20 protein-coding genes are annotated in these 20,981 nt (G+C 59.8%); 8 read left to right on the top strand and 12 right to left on the bottom strand.

Features of this window, described 5'->3' with window-relative positions; genetic code table 11:
* Positions 1-16 precede the first annotated feature (16 nt).
* The 8 genes from DXD94_RS06980 to DXD94_RS06945 form a co-directional block, all read right to left on the bottom strand.
* Positions 17-409, bottom strand: a complete 393-nt coding sequence (locus tag DXD94_RS06980) for a hypothetical protein (RefSeq protein ID WP_117763632.1) — start codon at positions 407-409, stop codon at positions 17-19.
* Between the two features lie 297 nt (positions 410-706).
* Positions 707-1,054 (bottom strand): hypothetical protein, encoded by a 348-nt coding sequence (locus DXD94_RS06975; protein ID WP_117763631.1) that lies wholly within the window; start codon positions 1,052-1,054, stop codon positions 707-709.
* On the bottom strand, positions 1,051-1,845 hold the full coding sequence (locus DXD94_RS06970; RefSeq protein WP_117763630.1) for a hypothetical protein: 795 nt from the start codon (positions 1,843-1,845) through the stop codon (positions 1,051-1,053). The genes DXD94_RS06975 and DXD94_RS06970 overlap by 4 nt, the downstream gene beginning before the upstream one ends.
* A complete protein-coding gene (locus DXD94_RS06965) occupies positions 1,838-2,191 on the bottom strand; it encodes a hypothetical protein (RefSeq protein WP_117763629.1) in 354 nt (117 codons plus the stop codon). The genes DXD94_RS06970 and DXD94_RS06965 overlap by 8 nt, the downstream gene beginning before the upstream one ends.
* 10 nt (positions 2,192-2,201) lie before the next feature.
* The gene (locus DXD94_RS06960; protein WP_117763628.1) at positions 2,202-2,426 is read right to left on the bottom strand and encodes a helix-turn-helix domain-containing protein; all 225 of its coding nucleotides are present in this window, start codon (positions 2,424-2,426) and stop codon (positions 2,202-2,204) included.
* 218 nt (positions 2,427-2,644) lie between these two features.
* Positions 2,645-3,259: a hypothetical protein gene (locus DXD94_RS06955; RefSeq protein WP_147347134.1), complete on the bottom strand. Its 615-nt coding sequence runs from the start codon at positions 3,257-3,259 to the stop codon at positions 2,645-2,647.
* Positions 3,260-3,261: 2 nt separating this feature from the next.
* Positions 3,262-4,467: a tyrosine-type recombinase/integrase gene (locus DXD94_RS06950; protein ID WP_117763626.1), complete on the bottom strand. Its 1,206-nt coding sequence runs from the start codon at positions 4,465-4,467 to the stop codon at positions 3,262-3,264.
* Positions 4,468-4,902: 435 nt separating this feature from the next.
* On the bottom strand, positions 4,903-6,990 hold the full coding sequence (locus DXD94_RS06945; protein WP_117763625.1) for a glutamine synthetase III: 2,088 nt from the start codon (positions 6,988-6,990) through the stop codon (positions 4,903-4,905).
* A 498-nt stretch (positions 6,991-7,488) separates the two neighbouring features.
* Here DXD94_RS06945 and DXD94_RS06940 point away from each other — a divergent pair, with 498 nt between their 5' ends.
* The 8 genes from DXD94_RS06940 to DXD94_RS06915 all read left to right on the top strand — a co-directional run bounded on the left by DXD94_RS06940 (position 7,489) and on the right by DXD94_RS06915 (position 14,545).
* Complete coding sequence (locus tag DXD94_RS06940; RefSeq protein WP_117743228.1) at positions 7,489-8,361, top strand: methylenetetrahydrofolate reductase; 873 nt, start codon at positions 7,489-7,491, stop codon at positions 8,359-8,361.
* A complete protein-coding gene (locus tag DXD94_RS06935) occupies positions 8,361-9,149 on the top strand; it encodes a vitamin B12 dependent-methionine synthase activation domain-containing protein (protein ID WP_117743227.1) in 789 nt (262 codons plus the stop codon). Before DXD94_RS06940 ends, DXD94_RS06935 begins: the two co-directional genes overlap by 1 nt.
* Positions 9,150-9,158: 9 nt before the next feature.
* A complete protein-coding gene (locus DXD94_RS06930) occupies positions 9,159-11,717 on the top strand; it encodes a homocysteine S-methyltransferase family protein (protein WP_199407115.1) in 2,559 nt (852 codons plus the stop codon).
* A gap of 108 nt (positions 11,718-11,825) precedes the next feature.
* Positions 11,826-13,190 (top strand): PFL family protein, encoded by a 1,365-nt coding sequence (locus tag DXD94_RS06925; RefSeq protein ID WP_035136908.1) that lies wholly within the window; start codon positions 11,826-11,828, stop codon positions 13,188-13,190.
* Positions 13,191-13,507: 317 nt separating this feature from the next.
* On the top strand, positions 13,508-13,672 hold the full coding sequence (locus DXD94_RS09715) for a hypothetical protein (protein ID WP_199406600.1): 165 nt from the start codon (positions 13,508-13,510) through the stop codon (positions 13,670-13,672).
* 38 nt (positions 13,673-13,710) lie between these two features.
* Positions 13,711-13,959: a hypothetical protein gene (locus DXD94_RS09865; protein WP_233505082.1), complete on the top strand. Its 249-nt coding sequence runs from the start codon at positions 13,711-13,713 to the stop codon at positions 13,957-13,959.
* Complete coding sequence (locus tag DXD94_RS09860) at positions 13,878-14,087, top strand: hypothetical protein (protein WP_233505083.1); 210 nt, start codon at positions 13,878-13,880, stop codon at positions 14,085-14,087. Before DXD94_RS09865 ends, DXD94_RS09860 begins: the two co-directional genes overlap by 82 nt.
* 158 nt (positions 14,088-14,245) lie before the next feature.
* A complete protein-coding gene (locus tag DXD94_RS06915) occupies positions 14,246-14,545 on the top strand; it encodes a YhbY family RNA-binding protein (protein ID WP_117763624.1) in 300 nt (99 codons plus the stop codon).
* A gap of 70 nt (positions 14,546-14,615) precedes the next feature.
* Here DXD94_RS06915 and DXD94_RS06910 read toward each other — a convergent pair whose 3' ends face one another.
* From DXD94_RS06910 to glmM, 4 genes are all read right to left on the bottom strand, one after another.
* The gene (locus tag DXD94_RS06910) at positions 14,616-17,615 is read right to left on the bottom strand and encodes a BTAD domain-containing putative transcriptional regulator (RefSeq protein WP_117763623.1); all 3,000 of its coding nucleotides are present in this window, start codon (positions 17,613-17,615) and stop codon (positions 14,616-14,618) included.
* A gap of 448 nt (positions 17,616-18,063) precedes the next feature.
* Positions 18,064-18,792 carry a glucosamine-6-phosphate deaminase gene (nagB, locus tag DXD94_RS06905; protein ID WP_117734640.1) on the bottom strand — a complete coding sequence of 243 codons (729 nt, stop codon included), beginning with the start codon at positions 18,790-18,792 and terminating at the stop codon, positions 18,064-18,066.
* A 272-nt stretch (positions 18,793-19,064) separates the two neighbouring features.
* Positions 19,065-19,532 carry a PTS glucose transporter subunit IIA gene (locus tag DXD94_RS06900; RefSeq protein ID WP_306421699.1) on the bottom strand — a complete coding sequence of 156 codons (468 nt, stop codon included), beginning with the start codon at positions 19,530-19,532 and terminating at the stop codon, positions 19,065-19,067.
* Between the two features lie 100 nt (positions 19,533-19,632).
* Positions 19,633-20,970 carry a phosphoglucosamine mutase gene (gene glmM / locus DXD94_RS06895; RefSeq protein WP_117763621.1) on the bottom strand — a complete coding sequence of 446 codons (1,338 nt, stop codon included), beginning with the start codon at positions 20,968-20,970 and terminating at the stop codon, positions 19,633-19,635.
* Between the last annotated feature and the right edge of the window lie 11 nt (positions 20,971-20,981).

Genomic DNA, 20,981 nt, shown 5'->3' with positions numbered 1-20,981 from the left:
TCTCCTGCGGCCTTCTCTATGTCGCGGCGTCGTATTCCCTGAACGCCCTGTACGCTATCTTCTTGCACTTGTCGTAGGCTATCCCGATCCTCGCGCTCAGGTCATGCCAGTCCTCGCCCTCTAGGTAGTGGGCAGTTATGACCTCGACCGCCCTCTCGCCCACTGTCGGGGCCATCTCGCGCATGTCGGCGTACGCGCGGTCCAGTACCTCCTCCTGCCTCTCCATGCAGTAGAGCGCCCTCTCCCTCCTCGGGTCTCCCTCGGGGCGCATGAGGTCTATCTTTCGCCGCGCCTTCTGCCGCTCCATGTCGAGTGCCACGAACCAGTAGAGCCTGAACTGCGCCAGCGTCGGGCTAATCTCTCCCCGCCTCAGTATCGGAACCACCCCAAGAGCCAATCGGTCTGCCATGCGGAAATGCCCCTGAGAGGCCACAGGACAGCCGATAAGGGCGGTCTGGCATCTGGCGTGAGCAACTAGGTACCGTAATCATACTAAAACTAAAAAAGGGCATCTGAGAGCCTTAGACGGCATATCCGCAGGTCATCGCATATGCGTCTGCCGTGTCTGGCGCGTCACGCTGGGTAGTTATATACTAACCCCCTCATCCGCAACGGTGCTTAAAAATATGCTACGATTCAGGCAGCATTGTCTGCCCTGAGCAGCGGGGCGCTGTCGGCGCGGCCCTACCTCCCGCGCCACGCCTTTCTAGAGGGTCGCGCCCCGCTCTTCCATCCAGTCCGCGAGCTGTTCGGAGAACATGCCAACGACCGAATCGAGCCACGGCTCGCCGTCCTCGATAATGGTCCTCGTCACGCCCTCGGGGGCGTTGGCCTTCCATGCCCTCCTGCCGCTCTCGGTCGTCAGGTCGTAGACCCCCGAGTCATCGGGTTCGTAGACGGGAGCGCCGTCCCCGGTATAGGTCACGGTCCCCGCCTCAAGCGCCTCCCTGCCGTACTCCTCGACCGTGAGGGCGGAATATGCGGCAAATGTCATCTGGTTTACGGCAGACGCCATCTGGTTTACGGCAAGCGTCATCTGGTCAGTCTTTCTCATTGCTTATTCTCCTCTTTGCGCTTCAGGATCGAAGGTTGGCCGAAAGCACGTTCGACCTCATATCCCTCGGGCGGGTTTCCATATGTTTGCATCCCGCAGTTCGGACACTTAACGAGAATTAGGCCCATGCCATCAATGGACCCGGCAGGCTCCTCTGCCACTTCCCAGCAATTCGGGCAAGGAGCGTGGAACCGAGCAACGCCCGTCTCGAAAAGCGATTCGCTGTCGCTCGTCCCATAGCCCGTAGCCTCCTCGCCATTAGCCAATGGCCTTGTAGGGCCATGGCTAATGGCTTGTGGCTCATGGCTAGTAGTTGGTAGCTTATAGCTATATAAGGGCTGAACCCCGTCTGGTACGGGGTTGGGTACGGGGCTGGGAACGGGGTCTGGTACGGGGTTGGGTACCCCCTCGCTATCAGCGGGAATGGTGCCGTTGCGACCGTCAACCCATGCCTCTAGGCTTGAGTCCTCTCCGGTATCGCTCTTTGCGAAGGACTGCCTTCTGGCATCGCTGAGCCTCTCGAAGTTCGCATTGAAATACGCTTTCGGAATGTCATCGAGATAGTCCGGGGTAACGCCCGTGAACCAATAGTCAACCATTGCCGTGACGTATGCGCAGCGCCATTCCTCGTTCGTGATTTGAAGGGACGTATACCAGTCTTTGAGCTGAACCTTGTCGAACGCGCACGGCCCTTTATCAGAGCGGACCCCGCGGGCCTCGCGCATCGCCTTCAGCGCCTTGCCCTTGCGCTCCACCTCAGCGCGGTACCCGGCCCTCAGCTCATTATTCATGGGCATCAGCTGCCACAAACCTCATGGGGTCTGCCGCCTTTCTCGCAAGCCTTCCGCGCCGCTTGAGTTCGGCGTCCATGCGCTCGATCCTGTCGGCAAGCCAATCTGAGCAGCGGACCTCAAGCTCATGCCCGCCGTCGGGCGCGGCAATGCGCAGGATGCAGTCCCCGTCAACGTCCTCGGCAGACAGGAGCGCCTGTTCGCGCTCCATGCCAAGCCCGAACGTCCCCATGCCGTAAATGTCGGCGTTGCACAGGGTCGCGCCGTTGAGACAGCCGACTTTCGCGGCCTCTAGCGGGTCGGCTCCCAGCGACAGCTCAACGACCGCCCTCGTATTATTTGCCATAAGCGCCGCCTTAGATAAGGCCCGCATAGGCAAGCAGGGAATCGCGGTTGATGTTCCACTTGTTGCCCGTCTGAACGGCCTTGAGCGCACCGGACTTGCACGCCCTGGTAATGGTCGGGCGGGAGCGTCGGGCAATGGACGCGGCCTCGGGAACGATAAGCGGGTTGGGCAGTTCCCCGAATCGACCGTCAATCACAAGCTTGTTCAGTTCAGTCAGATGCTCCTGAGTACACATGACGTGCCTTTCTCTAGGACTTTGAGATACGTAACAGCGCTGTTGAACCAAACTTAACCTGAAGAACTATCCAATACAAAAAGACGGGTCTACCTGCAATTATTCGGTATACCCGTCTATTTTCACTTGCGCGAGCCGAAGTTTTGAGGCCTTATAGCCCTGAGTTCGCGCGATAGTTCGGCGTGATGCCCTAAACTCGCACTCCAAACCGAAGCGATTTATTTTGAAAATAGCTCCTCACAACAAGAATCGTAGGCATCGAACGCATCTGGCTCTTCCCCGTTGGCAATGACCATTGCGCGGACGACCTCAACCAGAGCGTCCAACTGCCCTTGGCTCAGAAACAGCAACGACTGTCTGATTGCGTCCCTCGAATATATGCCCAATCCGAACTCAGGCGATAAGCGGCGCGGTACTGAATAGCTGTCCATCAGCTCCATTAGGAACTCAGAGAACCCAACGTTTTCATTCGTCCATGCCCTTTCGGCACAGTCCGCAATCCTCCGAACGCATACAGCTGGGACCGTTTCAGGACGGCTGGCCCATTCTGAAACGGTCGATATCGAGCGCTCGCATACCTTGGCAATGACCGTCTGTTTCAGCCCACATGCCTCGCAAATTCGCTTAATTGCGTTTGAGTCAGCGGCGAACTTTGGAGCAGTAAAGTTAACCAAACCGTGTCTCTCAAGCCATTCGGTTCCATCTGGGAAAGCCTCGATCCACTTTGTGGTTTCGCGTGCCCTTGCCTTATCCTCAGAAAACGCCTTGATAGCGTCCATATGCTCCCCTAAGACCTCGAATGATGCCGGGTCAAGCTCATAGTCGTCCCTCATGCTCATTGCTCTCCACCGCCCGTCAAGACGGCCTGCATGGTCTGGGCGGCACGCTGCTTGCCCTCGACTGTCGCGTCGGCGTAAGTGTTCAGGGTCATAGCAGCGTTCGAGTGTCCCATCGACTCGGATATAGCCTTGATATCGACATGAGCAGCAACAGCCATAGTTGCGAACGTATGGCGCAAGTCGCTGAATGACGGGCGTATGCCTCTTGTTCCCTTCAGCTCCAACGCGCTCGCAAGACCGCGCCACTTGTTAGAGAGGTATAGGGGGCGCAGGAACTCGCCGCGAATGTTGCCGAGAACGAACATATCAGGAGAGAACTTTACTCCGGCAGCATTGCACTCAGCCTCGACAGCCTTTCGGCGTTCGACAAAGTCAGCAGCCAGTTCACTGCCGAAATACACGGTACGAGAGCTACCTGAGTTTTTGGGCGCTTTGAGGTAGAACCTGCTACCGTCTCTTCCGATGGCCTCCTCGACAGTAAGCTCGCCGCGAGCGGGGTTAACGTTCTTCCAGCGCAAGGCGCATATCTCGCCCTCGCGCATACCAGTATAGAGCGCGATTTTCACTCCAAGCATTGAAGGATTTAGCTCTGCAATCTCCAATACTCCGCAGACAACGCGAACGCCCTCCTGCGTTAGTGAGTTCTTACGCTTGCAGTCGTCTTTTTTGACCTTAACGCCAAATGTCGGGTCTTTGGGAGCAAGGTCGTTATAGACCGCCTCCCTCATTGCCGACCTCAATAGAGTGAGAGCCTTTCTGACCGTAGCTGGAGCGTACTGTTTGCTGACCTTGGCCACCCATGCTTTGACCGTTTCCGTGTTGAGCGCCGGGTCTTTCAACTCGATATCGCCGATATGGGGACCTATCAGCTTGTCAAGCATCCTCCTGTACTCATTGCGAGTCGATGGTTCAATCTCGCTCTTTCCCTCTATGTAGTCACGGACATACGAGGAGACGGTCGGTGCCGACTGGGGGTTAAGTCCCAAGGCCGCCAATGTCGCCCCTTCAGCCTCCCTGCGCTCCTCCTCGGCATTCAGCTTGGCTAGCCACGCCTCGGCTTCTTTCTGGGCCGCGCGCTTACCCGTTGCTTTCAAGGTTTTAGAGCGTTTGCGCCACTTGCCAGAATCGTCCTTATACGATGCCTCGGCAATCCAGCCGCGTCCATCGCGCTCCCTAACGCGGACGGTCGTAAACACGGTCATTGTTAGCTCCGTTCAAGTCGTATGCCGCAAATTGCGCCGCAATCTCGCCGCAAAATTCAGTGTATCACTTTGCGGCACAATGAACTAATACGCACTAAACGAACTATCTAGCTGGCTTTATTGAAATGCATTTATCTGCGATTTTCAGAAAGCTCAACTCTTTCAAGGTGGATATCGCGGGTTCGAATCCCGCTGGGGGCACCATTTGCATTTTGTTCGAACCCGCGCGATGTTAAGTCGTGCGGGTTCGTTTTTCATCTTGGCCTGTTTTCGTTTCGGCACATGTGCGCCAAATGTGCGCCAAAACAGGTTACATCTTTTGAGATGCCTCACACGAAACGCTTGCCCGGCAGCACGTCCATAATAGATCTGAGCAGCAAAAAAGGGGCCTCGCACAGGCGAGACCCCCTTCGCGCGCAAAATCAAACGTGTCTGTTACACGTAGAACAGAATGTCATCGTAGGTCGGAACCGGCCAGTAGTCGGCAGCCACGATCTCTTCCATGGCGTCCACGGCGGCACGCAGCGTATCCATAGCGGGAACGACCTCGTGTGCATACACATTGGCCTGCTCCTGGCCATCGAGGGCCTCGGCCTTCTGATGCACGGCGTCGAGCGCCTTGATGGAGTCGTTGATGGCGGTGATACCGTTGCAGAGCTTGTTGAGCGTGTTCTGCTCGCACTGCATGGCAGCCTCAGCACCGGCGGCACGAATAGTCTCAAGGCCCTTAGCGACCTTGGTGGCATAGGCGGTAATGACCGGGCGATAGGTACGACGCGCCTCGCGAACCATCGTGGTGGCCTCGATGTTCATGAGCTTGTTGTACTTCTCGAGCTTGCAGTCATAGCGGCACTGAGCCTCGGCGCGGGTCAGGACACCCGTCTCCTCAAAGAGCGCAATGGCCTTATCGGAAACAAAGGCGGGAAGAGCGTCGGCCGTGGTCTTGTTGTTGGCAAGGCCGCGCTTCTCGGCCTCAACGGGCCACTCATCGGAGTAACCGTCGCCGGAGAACAGGATACGCTGGTGATCGGTCAGCACCTTCTTGCAGTACTCGAGCGCGGCGTCCTGGAACTTATCCTCGGGCGTACCCTCGAGTGCGTCGGCGAAGGACTTGAGCGACTTGGCCACGGCGGCATCGAGCACCAGGTTGGAGTCGGAGACGTTCTGCTCGGAGCCGCAGGCACGGAACTCGAACTTGTTGCCAGTGAAGGCGAACGGGGAGGTGCGGTTGCGGTCAGTGTTGTCCTGCATCAGCTTGGGCAGGGTATCGGCGCCCAGGTCAAGCACACCGCGCGTGGCATGAACGGAAGCCTTGCCATCGATGATCTTCTCGACAACCTCGGTGAGCTGGTCGCCCAGGAAGATGGACATAATCGCCGGAGGAGCCTCGTTGGCGCCCAGACGATGATCGTTGCCGGCCGAGGCAACGGAGGCGCGCAGGAGTTCCTGATAGTTATCGACGGCCTCGATCACCGCGGTGAGGAAGACGATGAACTGCAGGTTGTCGAGCGGGGTGTCGCCCGGGTCGAGCAGGTTCTCGGACTCGGTGCCAAGCGACCAGTTGTTGTGCTTGCCCGAACCGTTGATGCCCTCGAAGGGCTTCTCGTGCAGCAGGCAGACCAAGTCGTGGCGGGAGGCGATGAGCTTCATCTTCTCCATCATGACCAGATTCTGGTCGATGGCCTCGTTGACCTCGCCGTAGACAGGGGCGAGCTCATGCTGGCAGGGAGCGACCTCGTTGTGCTTGGTCTTGGCAGGAATGCCAAGCGCCCACAGTTCATCGTCCAGGTCCTTCATATAGGACGAGACGGTGGGGCGGATAGCGCCAAAGTAGTGCTCCTCGAGCTCCTGGCCCTTGCAGGGAGCAGCGCCAAAGAGGGTGCGACCGGTGATGACCAGGTCCCTGCGCTTGCGGTAAGCGTCCTTCTTGATCAGGAAGTACTCCTGCTCATCGCCCACGGAAGGAACGACCTTCTTGGGGGTCTTGCCAAACAGCGCCAAAACGCGCTTGGACTCACGCGAGAGCGCGGTCATGGAGCGCAGCAGTGGGGTCTTCTTATCCAGGGCCTCGCCCGTGTAGGAGCAGAAAGCCGTGGGGATGCACAGGACATCGTCCTTGATAAAGGCGGGGCTGGTGGGATCCCAAGCGGTGTAGCCACGGGCCTCGAAGGTGGCGCGCAGGCCGCCGTTGGGGAAGCTGGAGGCATCGGGCTCACCCTGGATGAGGTTCTTGCCCGTAAACTTGGTAATGGCGGTGCCGTCGTGGTTAGGCTCGAGGAAGCTGTCGTGCTTCTCGGAAGTGATGCCCGAAAGCGGCTGGAACCAGTGCGCGTAGTGCGTAGCACCCTTGGAGATGGCCCAGACCTTCATGGCATGGGCAACGGCGTTGGCCACATCTAGGTCGAGCGGCTCACCGCCCTCGAGGGTTGCAGCAAGGCGCTTCCAAATGTCCTTGGGGAGGCAGTCCTTCATGACTTCCTCAGAGAACACCATGGTCCCGAAGCGGTCAGTAAGTTCGGCCATACGGAACTCCCTTCGTATCGGCACCGCGTGAGAAGCGGTGTTGATTACTAACGAACGAGCCTTAGCTTAGACTCGCCGTGTTTCCGCGACATTACCGTTATGTTGCTGTCACGAAACCAATCAATGAGGTTACCGCATCGCGGCAGTATTGCCACCCTTAACAGCCAATGAACTGTATAAATTGCAGACCTCCCCGCATGGTTTAAGGGTAGTCTTTTTGGGACGGGGCTTTTTTAGCTACCCATCCGGTATCTTCGAAGCTCAAGGCAATATTTGACATAGGGTAGCTAAAAAAGCCCCGTCCCAAAAAGACTACCCTGGGCAGCTGGTTGATGGCTATAGAGGCACGTCCCAAATGAGCTACGTTGTTATAGGGAATGACGATAGCGAAGCATCTTCGATTGGTATTCCCAAATGGCAAGTAAAACTCCAGCGTGGCGCAGCGGTGCTGTAGAATCCTTACAACACATCGCACTAAAGTATCTAAAGGAGCACGATATGCGCGTCGACGAGGTTTTTAAGCAGGCAGCATCCCTGGGCACCGTGCCCGTTTCGTTTGAGATGTTCCCGCCCAAGGGCGAGCTCACCCTCGATACGGCTCGCAAGGTGGCAGGCAGTCTGTGCAAGCTTTCGCCGAGCTTTGTCTCGGTCACCTGCTCTGCCGGCGGCTCGGGCAACGGCGCCACCACCGCCCCCATCGCGCATATGATTACGAGCGAATTCGATACGCCCTCGGTGGCGCACCTCACCTGCGTCGGCCGCACGCATGCCGATATCGCCGCCAAGATCGATGAGTACCGCACCGCCGGCGTGAATAACATCCTGGCGCTGCGTGGCGATCTCCCTGCCGGCGCGACCGAGGACGACAAGCCCGCCTCCGAATACGCCTACGCCCGCGACCTCATCCCCGAGCTCGTCGACGCCGGCTTTTGCGTGGGCGCCGCGGCCTACCCCGAGGGCCACATTGCCTGCGAGGACCTCAGCCTCTCGGTCGAATACCTCAAGCAAAAGCAGGACTCCGGCGCAAGCTTCTTTGTGACGCAACTTTTCTTTGATAATGAGTGCTTCTACCGCTTCCGCGAGCTTGCCGATAAAGCGGGCATCACGGTGCCCATCACCGCGGGCATCATGCCGTTTATGAGCAAGTCCCAGATCAGCCGCATGGTCTTTATGTGCGGAGCGTCGCTGCCCTCCCCCGTCATCAAGATTCTCGCCAAGTACGAGAACGACCCCGAGAGCCTGCAGGCAGCCGGTGTAGATTATGCCACCCACCAGCTTTGCGACCTCAAGGAGCACGGTGCCGACGGTCTGCACCTGTACACTATGAATCGTCCTGCGATCGCCGCGACCATTATGGAGCGCCTAGGGTAATGGAAAAACCGCACATTGATACAACCACTGTCGAAGTGCCGGCTGACCTTGCGTCGCCGGCGCTTTACCGTATCGACGCTGCCCATCATCCCCGAGTCGACCGTGCCGAGATGCTGCGCTATCTGGGCTACGGCGGTCAGCAGATTGAGCCTGAACTGTCACGACGAATTGAGCTTGTGGTCGAGCGCCTAGAACTGGACATTGAGCCCCGTGGCGTGCGATGCGTGTTTGCCGTCGATGCCACGGGCGTCGACGAGCAGGGCGAGCCCTGCATCCGCTTGGTTGGCACGAACGTTGAGCTGCGGGGTCGCGATATCTATCGACATCTCAAAGACGCCCGCTTTGCCGCGCTCATGGCATGCACCCTCGGCATGGACGCCGAGCGTCGTCTGCGCACCACGGGAGCCCAGCAACCCCTGGAGGGGGCAGTGCTCGACGCCGCGTGCTCTGCCTATGTGGAAGCCGCCGTCGAGCAGATGGACCAGCAAGTCAAGACCGCGGCCGCCGCACACGGACTCGCCGGTAACTGGCGCTTCAGTCCCGGCTACGGCGACTGCCCGCTTACGGCACAGCGCTCGATCGTAAATGTGCTCAACGCCACACGGCTCATCGGGCTTACCGTCACACCTACCAGCCTGCTCATGCCCACCAAGAGCGTGACCGCGGTGATCGGTCTGTTTGACGGCGAGGTCCACGACGCTCAGAGCCGCCCCACCTGCAATATCTGCCGCATGCGTGAGTACTGCCGCTTCCGCGCCGCCCACACCACCTGCTATTCCAGCCATTAGGAGCCATCGATGTTTACTCCGCTTATCACTCATGATTCTGACGGTACTGCGCTGGCGGCACCTGTCAATACTGCGCGCTGCAACGGCGCCGCGTACAAGACGCGCACGATCGACGACCTGCACATTAAGGATGAGCGCCTGCGTGCGGCCATCGAGGGCACGGGGCACCTGCTGTTTGACGGCGGCATGGGCACCATGTTGCAGGCCGCCGGCATGAAGGCGGGCGCTCTGCCCGAGCTGCTCAACTTTGAGGAGCCCCAGGTTATCACCGATATCCAACGTCAATATGTCGGGGCTGGCTGTGACGTGATCACCGCCAACACCTTTGGCGCCAACGCCCACAAGCTCGACGGTGCTGCCACCGTGGCAGACGTCTTTGCCGCGGCCGTCACCTGCGCCCGCGAGGCCGGCGCCCGCTACGTCGCCGGCGACATCGGCCCCATCGGCGCCCTGCTGCGCCCCCTGGGCACCCTCAGCTTTGACGAGGCCTACGACCTCTTTGCCGAGGAAGTGCACGCCGGCGTCGCTGCGGGCGTCGACCTCTTTATTATCGAGACTATGACCGACCTGGCCGAGATCAAGGCGGCAGTCCTCGCCTGCCGCGAGAACTCCGACCTGCCCGTCTTTGCCACCATGACCTTTGAGGAAGACGGACGCACCTTCCTGGGCACGAGCCCCGAGGTGGCCGCCATCACGCTCGACGCCATCGGCGCCGACGTTTTGGGCATCAACTGCAGTCAGGGACCGGCCGAGCTCCGCGGGCTCGCCGAACGCATGCTCACCGTTACCGACAAGCCCGTTATGGTGCAGGCCAATGCGGGACTCCCCCGCGTGGACGACAACGGCAACACCGTCTTTGATGTCCAGACACCCGAGTACGCTGAGGCCGTCGCCGGCATGATCGAGGACGGCGTTGGCGTCGTCGGCGGATGCTGCGGCACCACGCCCACGCACATGGCGGCACTTCGCACCCTCATCGACAACCACACGCCCAGCCCGCGTCACCGCAAGCCCAGCATGTCGGTCACGAGCGCCCAGACCGTGGTGGACCTTCCCTGCGACGACCACAAGATCGCCGTCATCGGCGAGCGCATCAACCCCACCGGCAAAAAGCGCCTGCAGCAGGCCCTGCGCGACGGCGACCTGGACTACGTCGTGAGCCAGGGCATCAGTCAGCAGGAGCAGGGCGCCGACATCCTGGACGTCAACGTGGGCATGCCCGAGATCGACGAGGTCAAGATCATTCAACAGGCCACCGAGCAGCTCCAAGGCTCCACGCTGCTGCCGCTGCAGATCGACTCCACCGATCCCGCCGCCGTCGAGGCCGCCGTACGCCGCTATGCCGGCAAGCCCATCATCAACTCGGTCAACGGCAAGCAGCAGATCATGAATGAGATCTTTCCGCTGGTCGCCCACTACGGCACCAACGTTGTCGGCCTCACGCTCGACGAAGGCGGCATCCCCGATACCGCCGAGGCCCGCTTCGCCATCGCCGAGCGCATCGTGGCCGAGGCTGCCCGCTACGGCATCGGACCGGACCGTATTCTCATTGACTGCCTGGTCATGACCGCCTCGACCAATCAACGCCAGGCCGAGCAGATCCTGCGCGCCATGTCCCTGTGCAAGGAGCGCCTGGGCGTCAAATGCGCGCTCGGCGTGTCGAACATCAGCTTTGGCCTGCCCGCGCGGCCGCTCCTGGGTTCGGTCTTTTTGGCCGCCGCCTTTGGCGCTGGCCTGGACGCCCCCATCATGAACCCGGGTTCCAAGCGCTTTATGGATACCGTCTACAGCTATCGCGTCTTGAGCGTTGAGGACGAGGGCTCGACCGGATACATCGAGCGCTACGCCGGCTGGACCGATCCGTACAAGATCGCCGCGAACCCGACGGCGGCCCAGGCGGTATCGACCGACGCTGCGCCCGCTGCTGGCACCGCCGGCACCGACGGCAACGACGACCCGATTCGTCGCATGGTCGTCTCGGGCCGCAAAGGCGAGATCGCCGCCGAGACCGAGCGCCTGCTGGCAGACCACGACGCCATGGACCTCATCAACAATCACTTTATCCCCGCCCTCGACGAGGTTGGCGTCCTCTTTGACCAGGGCAAGTTCTTCTTGCCGCAGCTTATGGCCTCGGCCGAGGCCGCACGCGTGGGCTTCGACACCATCAAGCGCCTGATGCCCGCCGGCGAGATTGCCGACAAGGGCAAGATCTGCGTGGCCACCGTCAAGGGCGACATCCACGATATTGGCAAAAACATCGTTAAGATGCTGCTCGACAACTACGGATACACCGTCTTTGACCTGGGCCGCGACGTCGATCCGCAGGAGGTACTCAAGACCGTCAAGAAGCGCGATATCAAACTCGTCGGCCTCTCGGCGCTTATGACCACCACCGTCGTGGCCATGGAAGAGACCATCAAGCTGCTTCATGCCGAGGTGCCGGACGTCAAGATCATCGTAGGCGGCGCCGTACTCACCCCCGAATACGCCAAGCAGATCGGCGCGGACTACTACGCCAAGGACGCCGCCGAAAGCGCCCGTATCGCCGAAGAGGTCTTTGGGCGGTAACACAACGGAAACAACCCCGCACCAAAACGTGCCGCACGCGCCACTTGGCACGTGCGGCACGTTAGAATAGAAAAGACTATGCTCGTTTTGGCAGATAGGAGCGCAAGGATGGCGATCACGCCCGCAGAAATCGCGGAAACCCGCGGCATGGTTGAGGAGCAGAACCTCGACATCAGGACCATCACCATGGGTGTTTCGCTCATGGGTTGCGGTGACGAGAACCTCGACCGCATGTGCACGAAGATCTACGACCACGTGACGCACACGGCTGAACATCTGGTCGAGACCGCCGAGAACCTCGAGCGCGAGTACGGTATCCCCATCGTCAACAAGCGCGTTTCCGTCACCCCGGTGGCGCAGATCGCCGCGTGCTGCAAGGATGAGGACCTCACCCCCATCGCGCATGCCCTCGACCGCGCGGCAGAGACGCTCGGCATCGATTACCTGGGCGGCTTCTCCGCACTCGTCCAGAAGGGCATCGGCGACGCCGACCGCCGCGTCATCCAGTCAATCCCCCAGGCGCTCGCTACCACCAGCCGCGTCTGCTCCAGCGTCAACGTCGCTAGCCTGCGCGCCGGTATCAACATGGATGCCGTGCTCATGGCCGCCCAGACCATCATCGACGCCGCCAAGCTCACGGCCGACCAGGATTCCGTTGGCGCCTCCAAGTTTGTCTGCTTTGCCAACATGGTCGAGGACTCCCCGTTTATGGCGGGCGCCGTCCACGGCGGTGGCGAGGCCGACGCCGTCATCAACGTAGGCGTCTCGGGCCCCGGCGTTATGGCCGCAGCCTTGGAGACGCTGCCCGATTCCGCATCGATGATGGAGGTCGCCGAGAAGATTAAGCAGACCGCCTTTAAGATCACCCGCGCCGGCGAGCTCATGAGCCGCGAGGCCGCCCATCGTCTGGGTGTCGAGAAAGGCATTGTCGACCTGTCGCTGGCTCCCACGCCTGCCATCGGCGACTCCGTTGCGCGCATCCTCGAGATCATCGGCGTGGGCACCTGCGGTGGCCCGGGCACGACCTGCGCCCTCGCCATGCTCAATGATGCCGTCAAGAAGGGCGGCGTCATGGCCAGCTCCAGCGTGGGTGGTCTCTCCGGCGCTTTCATCCCCGTGTCCGAGGATGCCGGCATGATCGCCGCCGTCGAGGCCGGTGCGCTTTCGCTCGAGAAGCTCGAGGCCATGACCTGCGTGTGCTCCGTCGGCCTGGACATGATCGCTATCCCCGGCGACACCCCGGTCGAGACCATCGCCGGCATCATCGCCGACGAGATGGCCATCGGCGTCATCAACAACAAGACCACGGCCGTCCGCGTGATTCCCGCCATTGGCAAGGGCGTGGGCGACTGCGTCGAGTACGGCGGCCTGTTCGGCCGTGCACCCATCATGCCGGTGAACCCCAACGCCGGCACCGTGCTTGCCCATCGCGGTGGACGCTTCCCGGCACCGCTGAACTCGCTGAAGAACTAGCTGAGGGGTTCGGGCGAGGAGCCCCGGGGAGGGCAAATATATAAGGTCGCCTGCTCGAACAGTCCTGACTCGCACGGAGAGCACATTAAGTGCTCTCCGGCTCGTGCGGAACTCGCGATCGACCTTATATATTTGCCCTCCCCGGGGCTCCCGCACAACGGGACCTCAGTTGGGTTCTATCCCGGTTGCAGTTGCTTCGCTCCTGCACCACTAGGCTGGTACGGCGGTTTGGCGTTGGATCGGTTCTTTCTGATATATGCTGGTTGCGGCTCTTCTTTTGGGAGGAGTCGCTTTTTTGTTGTGAGGGGAAATGGCCCGTGGCTGATGATTTGATTCATTCTGAGCTGCTTTCCGCGGATTGGAATGGCGAATGGTGCGCTTGCAAGCTAGTCGGCGGCGGGCTGATGATTCTTTTGAATGGGATAAGCGAGCTCGGCATTTTCGGCCACTTGAGACTGCTCCGTATGCCCGGGATTTTATAAAGCTATTGGCGCTTGAGCCCCGCGAGTCGGTGCTGGATATGGGATGTGGGGCTGGGTCGATTGCTATTCCGCTTGCTCAGGCTGGGCATCCTGTGATTGCGGCTGATTTCTCCCCTGCTATGTTGGGCACGCTTGATGCTGGCATTGAGTACTATGGGCTCGAGAATCGCATCGTCGCGATACCTTCGACAGCCTTGAAGCAGGTGTGGCGGATTTTTCCCGTATGCTCGAGCATGGCAACGAGGATAAGATCGACCGCCTGCGCGACTACATCGCTCAACACATGATTGAGAACCCCCATGCCGGTGAGCCGGGCTCCAAGGGCGTGCCGCTGGGGCGCTATATGCTCGATCATGTCCGCAAGGTTCGTTGGGCGTTTATTGCATGGGAGCCGGTCTCTGCGCCCAGCTCATAGCCTGTTCGCAGCCCGCACCGCCCACTCACTTGGCATCCGCATTCTTTGCGAACTGGGCAAACGCACTCCACACCGCGCCGTTCCTGCGCTATCGTGGGACAGCTCACGTAGATTAAGGCCCCGTCGCGGGGCGCCCCATACATAGAAAGCGAGAACCCATGGCACTGACAGGAGCCCAGGTCAAGCAGCTTCGCAGCATGGCCCATCACCTTAACCCCGCCATCATCATCGGCAAGTCCGATGTCAACGAGGGCACCGTCGAGCAGACGGTCGCCTACTTGGAGAAGCACGAGCTCGTTAAGTGCTCCGTGCTGGACGGCTCCAGTCTTTCCGCCCGCGAGGCCGCCGAAGAGCTTGCTGAGCGCTGCCACGCCGAGGTCGTCCAGGTCATCGGCCGCAAGTTCTCGCTGTATCGCGAGTCCTCGCGCAAGGATATCGAGAAGATCGAGCTCGTCTAAGAGCCAATGATCCGGCGAGCCAACACATAGCAAGCTTACGGGCGCCCAAGTACTTCGGGCGCCCGTTTTTTTATCGCTCGACCAGCACGCGGTTGAGCCGACCCTCCACCAAGCGCTCATATAGACGCCGCGTCTCGGGCTCGGGTACGCCATTGACCTGCTCCCTCAGATGGTGCATATGCCCGCTGTACAGCTCGACGATATCGCGCCTCCGCCCCGCCGCGCTGTAGACACGCATGGCACAGCGCACCATATCCTCACGCGCCGTTTCCTGCCGAAGCCCCGACTCCGCCAGCCAAATCGCCGACTGCAGATCGTTTTCTTCTAGAGCGGCATTTGCTCCCTTAATCATGCAATCGATGTACTTTGACTGCATAATGCGTCGCATACGCAAAAAGTAGGTGGGATTACAGCCATTGGGAACATACAGCGGTCCGGCATAAAGCTGCTCAATCTTAAGGCACAGCTCAACTAAATGGGGCCCGCGCGCACCCGTGCGATTTCCCAAAACCTCACGGCTTATCTGGTCAAACAGCCGCACATCGGTCTTGACGTAGTCGCCGTTGAGTCCGATGCATTCATTTTGGATGAGTACACACGACTTGCCATCCGGCGTCGGTCCCAAAGCCGACCGCAAGCGCGATATCGTCGAGTACAGGTTGTTACGGGCGCTATTAAACTCGGCATGGGGCCACAGCTCCATTGCCAGCGTCTCGCGGTCGACGAGCGCATCCATGCCCAGTGCAAGCCGCTCGGCAAGCGTCGCCGCCTTCTTGCGGCGCCACATTTTGTCCGTGATGGGAAACCCGTCGCGCTCGGCGCGAAACGCACCAAACATGCGAATCTCGATATGGTCGATGGTATCAACGGCTTCAACCTCGCTGGCCTGGAACAGGCGCTCGCCCTCCCCTTCCAAATCGTCGCGCAGCGAGTACCGCGACAGCTCGCGCACGGGAAGCTTCTTGCGTATCCTGGCCGCCGGCTCGCCCAGACAATGCATGGCAAGGCGCGCAAAGAGCCGATACGATGGCTCTAGAATCCCCACACGATTCATGGACATCCAGGCCGCAAGGTCGCTGTCTCGGCCCGCACAGGCCAAATGCAACGCCACCATCCAGGCCTCCGCTCCACCAACCTGCGTCTGGCTTATATCGAGTAACTCCGCTTCCTCGCGCACCGAAACCATCGAGGTGTTACGCAGATACGCCGCGCGCTCCAGCAGCAATGCGTTATCGCGCATGTACGCAATCGACTCCTCGGCAAGTTTGAGCACTTGGACCGCACGGAACTTTGCATTAACCGGCCGTCCCTCTGCCAGCGACTGCCAGCCTTCTAGCAACAGGCCAAACAGCTGAATCTGGTTGTCGCGCATGCGCACGGCAAAACGATCGAGCTCGTTGAACGCCGCGTCGTCGGTTACCGGCAAGCCGGAAAGGAGCCGCCGTGCCGCCAACACCATACGCACCCAGATAGCCATCGCCTTAAGCCCACGCACGTCGAGCGCCTCCCGCACCACCGTCATCTCGTCGTCGCGCTCGTCGGTTCCCGCGAACGACCCATCAAAGAGCTCCACCAGCATGCTATCGGCCCGTGTAACAATCCCCGCAATGTCGAGCTCACAGTCGTAGGCCTTGCTCGTTTTGAGTCGCTGTAGAACGCCGCCGTCATCTCCCCGCTCGGTCAGACAGCGCTTGACCTCGATATGCGCGGACAACATATCGAGTGCAGTATGGGATGTCTCGATTTCTGGCACGGCCAGGTTCGCAGGAAGCCCAAGCCCGTTGTCCCCATAGCAAACAGCCGTCAGTGTCTGGGCCACCCTCCATGAAACAGGGTCTATTTCGCAGGCCGCCCGTTCGCCCCCGCGCTCGATAACCGATGCCATATAGCGAGCGAGCTTTGTATTGGACACGCTGACCGCTGCCAGATATACGCCAAGCGCCTCGGCAGGCGTTGGCTCTGGAGCCGGATCGTCGACATCGATCGTGCCCAGCGCCGCTCGGCAGATATCGGCCCCGTGCCCCGTCAGAGCAAGATCGACCCCATACTGACCAGCAAGTTCAAGGACCGCATCACGGTCCAAAAAGGCGTCCGCCAGGCCCATCGCCGCATCGCATCGGCCCGCCTTAAGCAAAATCCGGGCCGCCCTCGGAACAAGTTCGGGGCGAACCTCGGCCACCAACTTACGCAAACGCAAGCGTCCGTTATCCTCCGTACCCAGACACGTAAAACTCCGCTCGGCGGGGTCCAAGCCAAAGATCGGGTAGTCGCGTACAAAGTAGGACTGGTCGACCATCGACAGCCTCACCCCACAAGCCTCGAGTTCTGCGATATTGCCCTCGCCCATCAAAATCATGAGACATGCCACGCAAAACAGCGCATTATTGTCGAGCGAAGCCAGATCGGCAAGTGCCGCACCATATACGTTGACAATCTCGTTTTCGAGCAGACCGGCTACGTCGCCTTGGCCATAAAGACCCGTCTGCAATGCCGAAACGAGCTCGGGCACGCCCTGCGTGAGCTGATAAAAGTCGAGCGACGTGCTGATCGAAAACGCCGATGCCCACGCCGAATACTCATAGGCATGCACCTTGAGCATCTGCGCATTGATCTTAACCGAATCGCCCAGCCCGTGAATCAGCTGACGATTTGAAGGACGGCAGGAGATAAAGACTCCTACCCCCATAGCGCGCAGGCCGCGAATCCTGTCGATGAGGTCTTCGGTATCGTGCTGATCGAGGTTTGGCACATTATCAATCGCGATAAGGGAGTGCGGTTTGTCTTTGAGTTCTTCGGTAACCACCTCGAGCTGCATAAACACCTCGCGCCCAATGGCGCGATCGGCCTCGATAATCCGCACGGGGCCTCGCGTCGGGTCGCATTTAACCTCATGGGTGTACTGCAGCAGCACCGAGGTCTTCCCAAACCCGTCGGGCGCATAAAGAACCACGATTCCGGCCTTTCGGCCCTTGGCTATAAGCTCATTCATCAAGCGTTCGCGGCGCACCATATAGCCTCCGCCCAGCGGCATCAGCTCGAGGTCGTCTATACTGCTCAAATCGTTTACCATGCCCACTCCTCAACTCGACCGTATGGACACTGTAACCGCAAGACCATACAGGCCGCGCTATGAATAGAGCGACCTTGTGCTTTAGGTTGTCTTTTGGTACGCAAGCGGCAAGTTTTTGTACAGCAAGGGCCGATTGTTATTAATCCCCCGACTAATCGGTCTTTAAGCAGGTAAATGAGCTTGTCAGCATGTCCCATCTAAGCGGCAGTGTAACGCAAATGAACAAGGTTCAGCCATGTCATTCAACTCGCCTAGCACCCGCTACCGTCTACGACCTTTTAGTGGCATTTTTGCATAGAATATGGTATGGGATGAATCAAGCTGTTGGGCATCCAGCATTCGTCAAGCTTGCGGCAAGATCTTGGTCAAGTGGGCGGAAAGGGATAGCAAAAAGGCCCCCGCAATGCGGAGGCCTTAGGCAAGGCTATGTCGAGGTGCAGGATTCGCGCTACTCGCAGAGCGAAAGGGCGGCCTCGTCGGCAACGACAACGCAGTTGGTGTGCAGCTGTAGGATCGAAGCCGGGCACTCGGGCGTAACCGGGCCATAGCACATGTCATGCACGGCCTGAGCCTTGGCCTCGCCGTTGGCGACGACCAGGATCATGCGGGCATACATGATGGTCTGGGTACCCATGGTGTAGGCCTGACGAGGGACATCGTCGATGCTGTCGAACAGACGGCTGTTGGCCTGAATGGTGCTCTCGGTGAGATCGACGCAGTGCGTGCCCTTGGAGAAGTGGTCATCGGGCTCATTGAAGCCGATATGACCGTTGTTACCAATGCCGAGCAGCTGCAGATCGGGATAACCGGCGGCAGCGACGACCTTGTCGTACTCAGAGCAGGCAGCGGCGGCATCGGGGTTGGAACCATCAGGCACATGCGTGTTGTTCAGGTCGATGTTGATGTGATCGAAGAAGTTCTTACGCATAAAGTAGTGATAGCTCTGGGGATCGTCGTGCGAAAGGCCGCGATACTCGTCCAGGTTGTAGGTGCTGACCTCGGCAAAGTCGACGTCGCCCTTCTTGTACCAAGCAGCGAGCTGCTTGTAGGCACCGATCGGGGTAGAGCCGGTGGCAAGGCCCAGCACACAGTCGGGCTTGAGGATAACCTGCGCCGAGATAATATTGGCGGCCTTGCGGCTCATATCCTCGTAGTCTTTAGCTTTAATGATCTTCATTACGCATCCTTTCTCGTACAAGAGAGGCAAGGCTCCCCTTACAAGCACTTGCCCGCGGCCCGCGTCGGCCGCAACCAACGTGTGCGGCCACCAGGGCGAGGTCGCGTAATGTATGTGTCTCGTGTCTAGCCGCGTCGAGGCCCCTGCCCGTCCACGGTGACCCGAAGCCTTTTAGCTTCGGACAAATCCCATCTTGCCACGGAGGGCGCCCTCTTTCAAGGGCGCCCTCCGTAAACGTGTTTGAATTGTAGGCTAATGGCCACGTGCACTTGCTAGCGCTCGCGAGCAACGATGAGCTGGTCCATCTCTTCGACATGCACGCCAACGGAGCCCTTGATGCTCGAGAACTCAACGGAGTTGCACACCAAGATGGGAACCGTCACATCGTAGCCCTCGGCAGCAATTGCCTCGCGATCAAACTCAATGAGCACATCGCCCTTATGGACGATGTCACCCACTTGCGCATGTACGGTAAAGTGCTTGCCCTCGAGCTGAACAGTGTCCAAACCAACGTGGATGAGCACGTCCAGGCCATCGACCGTGTTAAGCGCAACGGCGTGCCCCGTGGGAAAAATGGCCTCGACCTTGGCATCAGCCGGTGCAATCACACGCGTTCCGGTGGGCTGAATCGCCACGCCCTGGCCCAAAAGGCCGGTGGCAAACGTCTGGTCGTTTACCTCGGAGAGCGGAATGACGTCGCCCGAGATGGGAGCATCCAGCGTAAGGACTCGACCACGCATACCAAAAGACCTTATGACTTTAGTGAACATGCTCCCCCTCGGACATACCAATCAATCAAATAACCTTAACAGTTTACCACTTGGCACCCGTTTTTGACCATTAGGGAAGTTCGCGCTTGACAACCTCGACGATGTCGTCGACAACGCGCTGGGTCAACTCGTGCGTCTCGGCCTCGGCCATCACGCGGACCAGTGGCTCGGTACCACTCGGACGTACCAGAATGCGGCCGCGGCCGTCAAGCTCCTTCTCGGCAGCAGCGACGGCATCCCAGATGGGCTGGCAATCGTCCAGACCAGCCTTGTTGTCGGAATGCACGTTAACGAGTACCTGCGGGTACTTCTTCATGATACCGGCAAGATCGGTGAGGGTACGACCGGTGCGCTTGAGCACGGCCAGCAGCTGCAGAGCCGTCACCAGGCCGTCACCGGTGGTGTTGTGCTCCAGGAAGATGATGTGGCCGGACTGTTCGCCGCCGATGACGGCGCCGTCCGCGAGCATGCGCTCCAGAACGTAGCGGTCGCCCACGGCAGTCTGAACCATCTCGAAGCCTTGCTCCTTCATAGCGATGGAGAAGCCAAGGTTGCACATGACGGTCGAGACGATCTCGGAGTTGGCGAGCTTGCCGCGAGCGGCGAGGTCAGAACCGCAGATAGCCAGGATGTAGTCACCGTCAATCTCATTGCCCACGCTGTCCACGAACAGTACGCGGTCGGCGTCGCCGTCGTGGGCCAGACCGATGTCAGCATGGGTGCGCAGTACGAGCTCGCGCAGGGGCTCGAGGTGAGTGGAGCCGCACTCAACGTTAATGTCAGTGCCGCAGTAATCGGTGTTGATGGCATGGACCGTGGCACCCAAGCGCTGCAGAGCGGCGGGCGTAGTCTGGCAGGAAGCACCGTGACCGCAGTCGACGGCAACGACCAGGCCGTCGAGCTTCAGGCCATCAAGCGTATCGATGGCGTGGTCGACGTATGCCTTGCGGGCATCCTTCATCTTAATGATGTGGCCCACGCCGGCACCGGTCGGCAGCGTGTCGGCAGCCATGGCTTCTTCGGACATGACCCAGGCGCTGATCTCTTCCTCGACAGCATCGGGAAGCTTCATGCCCTTGCGGCTAAAAAACTTGATGCCGTTGAACTCCGGCGGATTATGCGAAGCAGAGATGACGATGCCGCCGTCGAGCTCGTTCTGAACGGTGAGCAGGGCCACGGCCGGCGTGGGGATGACGCCGCAGCAGTGCGGACGGCCGCCCTCGGCCATGATGCCGGCGGTCAGAGCGCTCTCGAGCATGGTGCCCGAAAGACGCGTGTCGCGGCCGACACAGATATCCGGACCAAGGAACTTGGTCGCCGCGCGGCCCAGGCGAAACGCGAGGTCGCACGAGAGGCCGGCATTGGCGACGCCACGGACGCCGTCGGTACCGAAGATGTTCTGGGGCATAGGATCGCTCC

It is taken from the genome of Collinsella sp. TM10-22 (assembly GCF_003466125.1).
GTDB lineage: Bacteria > Actinomycetota > Coriobacteriia > Coriobacteriales > Coriobacteriaceae > Collinsella.
The sequence above is the reverse complement of the archived record's forward strand: the minus strand, read 5'-3'. Positions and strand labels throughout refer to the sequence as shown.

Excerpts from the sequence above, each read along its gene's own strand:
- DXD94_RS06980 (WP_117763632.1), bottom strand. The coding sequence starts at position 409 with ATGGCAGACCGATTGGCTCTTGGGGTGGTTCCGATACTGAGGCGGGGA.
- DXD94_RS06975 (WP_117763631.1), bottom strand. The coding sequence starts at position 1,054 with ATGAGAAAGACTGACCAGATGACGCTTGCCGTAAACCAGATGGCGTCT.
- DXD94_RS06970 (WP_117763630.1), bottom strand. The coding sequence starts at position 1,845 with ATGAATAATGAGCTGAGGGCCGGGTACCGCGCTGAGGTGGAGCGCAAG.
- DXD94_RS06965 (WP_117763629.1), bottom strand. The coding sequence starts at position 2,191 with ATGGCAAATAATACGAGGGCGGTCGTTGAGCTGTCGCTGGGAGCCGAC.
- DXD94_RS06960 (WP_117763628.1), bottom strand. The coding sequence starts at position 2,426 with ATGTGTACTCAGGAGCATCTGACTGAACTGAACAAGCTTGTGATTGAC.
- DXD94_RS06955 (WP_147347134.1), bottom strand. The coding sequence starts at position 3,259 with ATGAGGGACGACTATGAGCTTGACCCGGCATCATTCGAGGTCTTAGGG.
- DXD94_RS06950 (WP_117763626.1), bottom strand. The coding sequence starts at position 4,467 with ATGACCGTGTTTACGACCGTCCGCGTTAGGGAGCGCGATGGACGCGGC.
- DXD94_RS06945 (WP_117763625.1), bottom strand. The coding sequence starts at position 6,990 with ATGGCCGAACTTACTGACCGCTTCGGGACCATGGTGTTCTCTGAGGAA.
- DXD94_RS06940 (WP_117743228.1), top strand. The coding sequence starts at position 7,489 with ATGCGCGTCGACGAGGTTTTTAAGCAGGCAGCATCCCTGGGCACCGTG.
- DXD94_RS06935 (WP_117743227.1), top strand. The coding sequence starts at position 8,361 with ATGGAAAAACCGCACATTGATACAACCACTGTCGAAGTGCCGGCTGAC.
- DXD94_RS06930 (WP_199407115.1), top strand. The coding sequence starts at position 9,159 with ATGTTTACTCCGCTTATCACTCATGATTCTGACGGTACTGCGCTGGCG.
- DXD94_RS06925 (WP_035136908.1), top strand. The coding sequence starts at position 11,826 with ATGGCGATCACGCCCGCAGAAATCGCGGAAACCCGCGGCATGGTTGAG.
- DXD94_RS09865 (WP_233505082.1), top strand. The coding sequence starts at position 13,711 with ATGGGATGTGGGGCTGGGTCGATTGCTATTCCGCTTGCTCAGGCTGGG.
- DXD94_RS06915 (WP_117763624.1), top strand. The coding sequence starts at position 14,246 with ATGGCACTGACAGGAGCCCAGGTCAAGCAGCTTCGCAGCATGGCCCAT.
- DXD94_RS06910 (WP_117763623.1), bottom strand. The coding sequence starts at position 17,615 with ATGGTAAACGATTTGAGCAGTATAGACGACCTCGAGCTGATGCCGCTG.
- nagB (WP_117734640.1), bottom strand. The coding sequence starts at position 18,792 with ATGAAGATCATTAAAGCTAAAGACTACGAGGATATGAGCCGCAAGGCC.
- DXD94_RS06900 (WP_306421699.1), bottom strand. The coding sequence starts at position 19,532 with ATGCGTGGTCGAGTCCTTACGCTGGATGCTCCCATCTCGGGCGACGTC.
- glmM (WP_117763621.1), bottom strand. The coding sequence starts at position 20,970 with ATGCCCCAGAACATCTTCGGTACCGACGGCGTCCGTGGCGTCGCCAAT.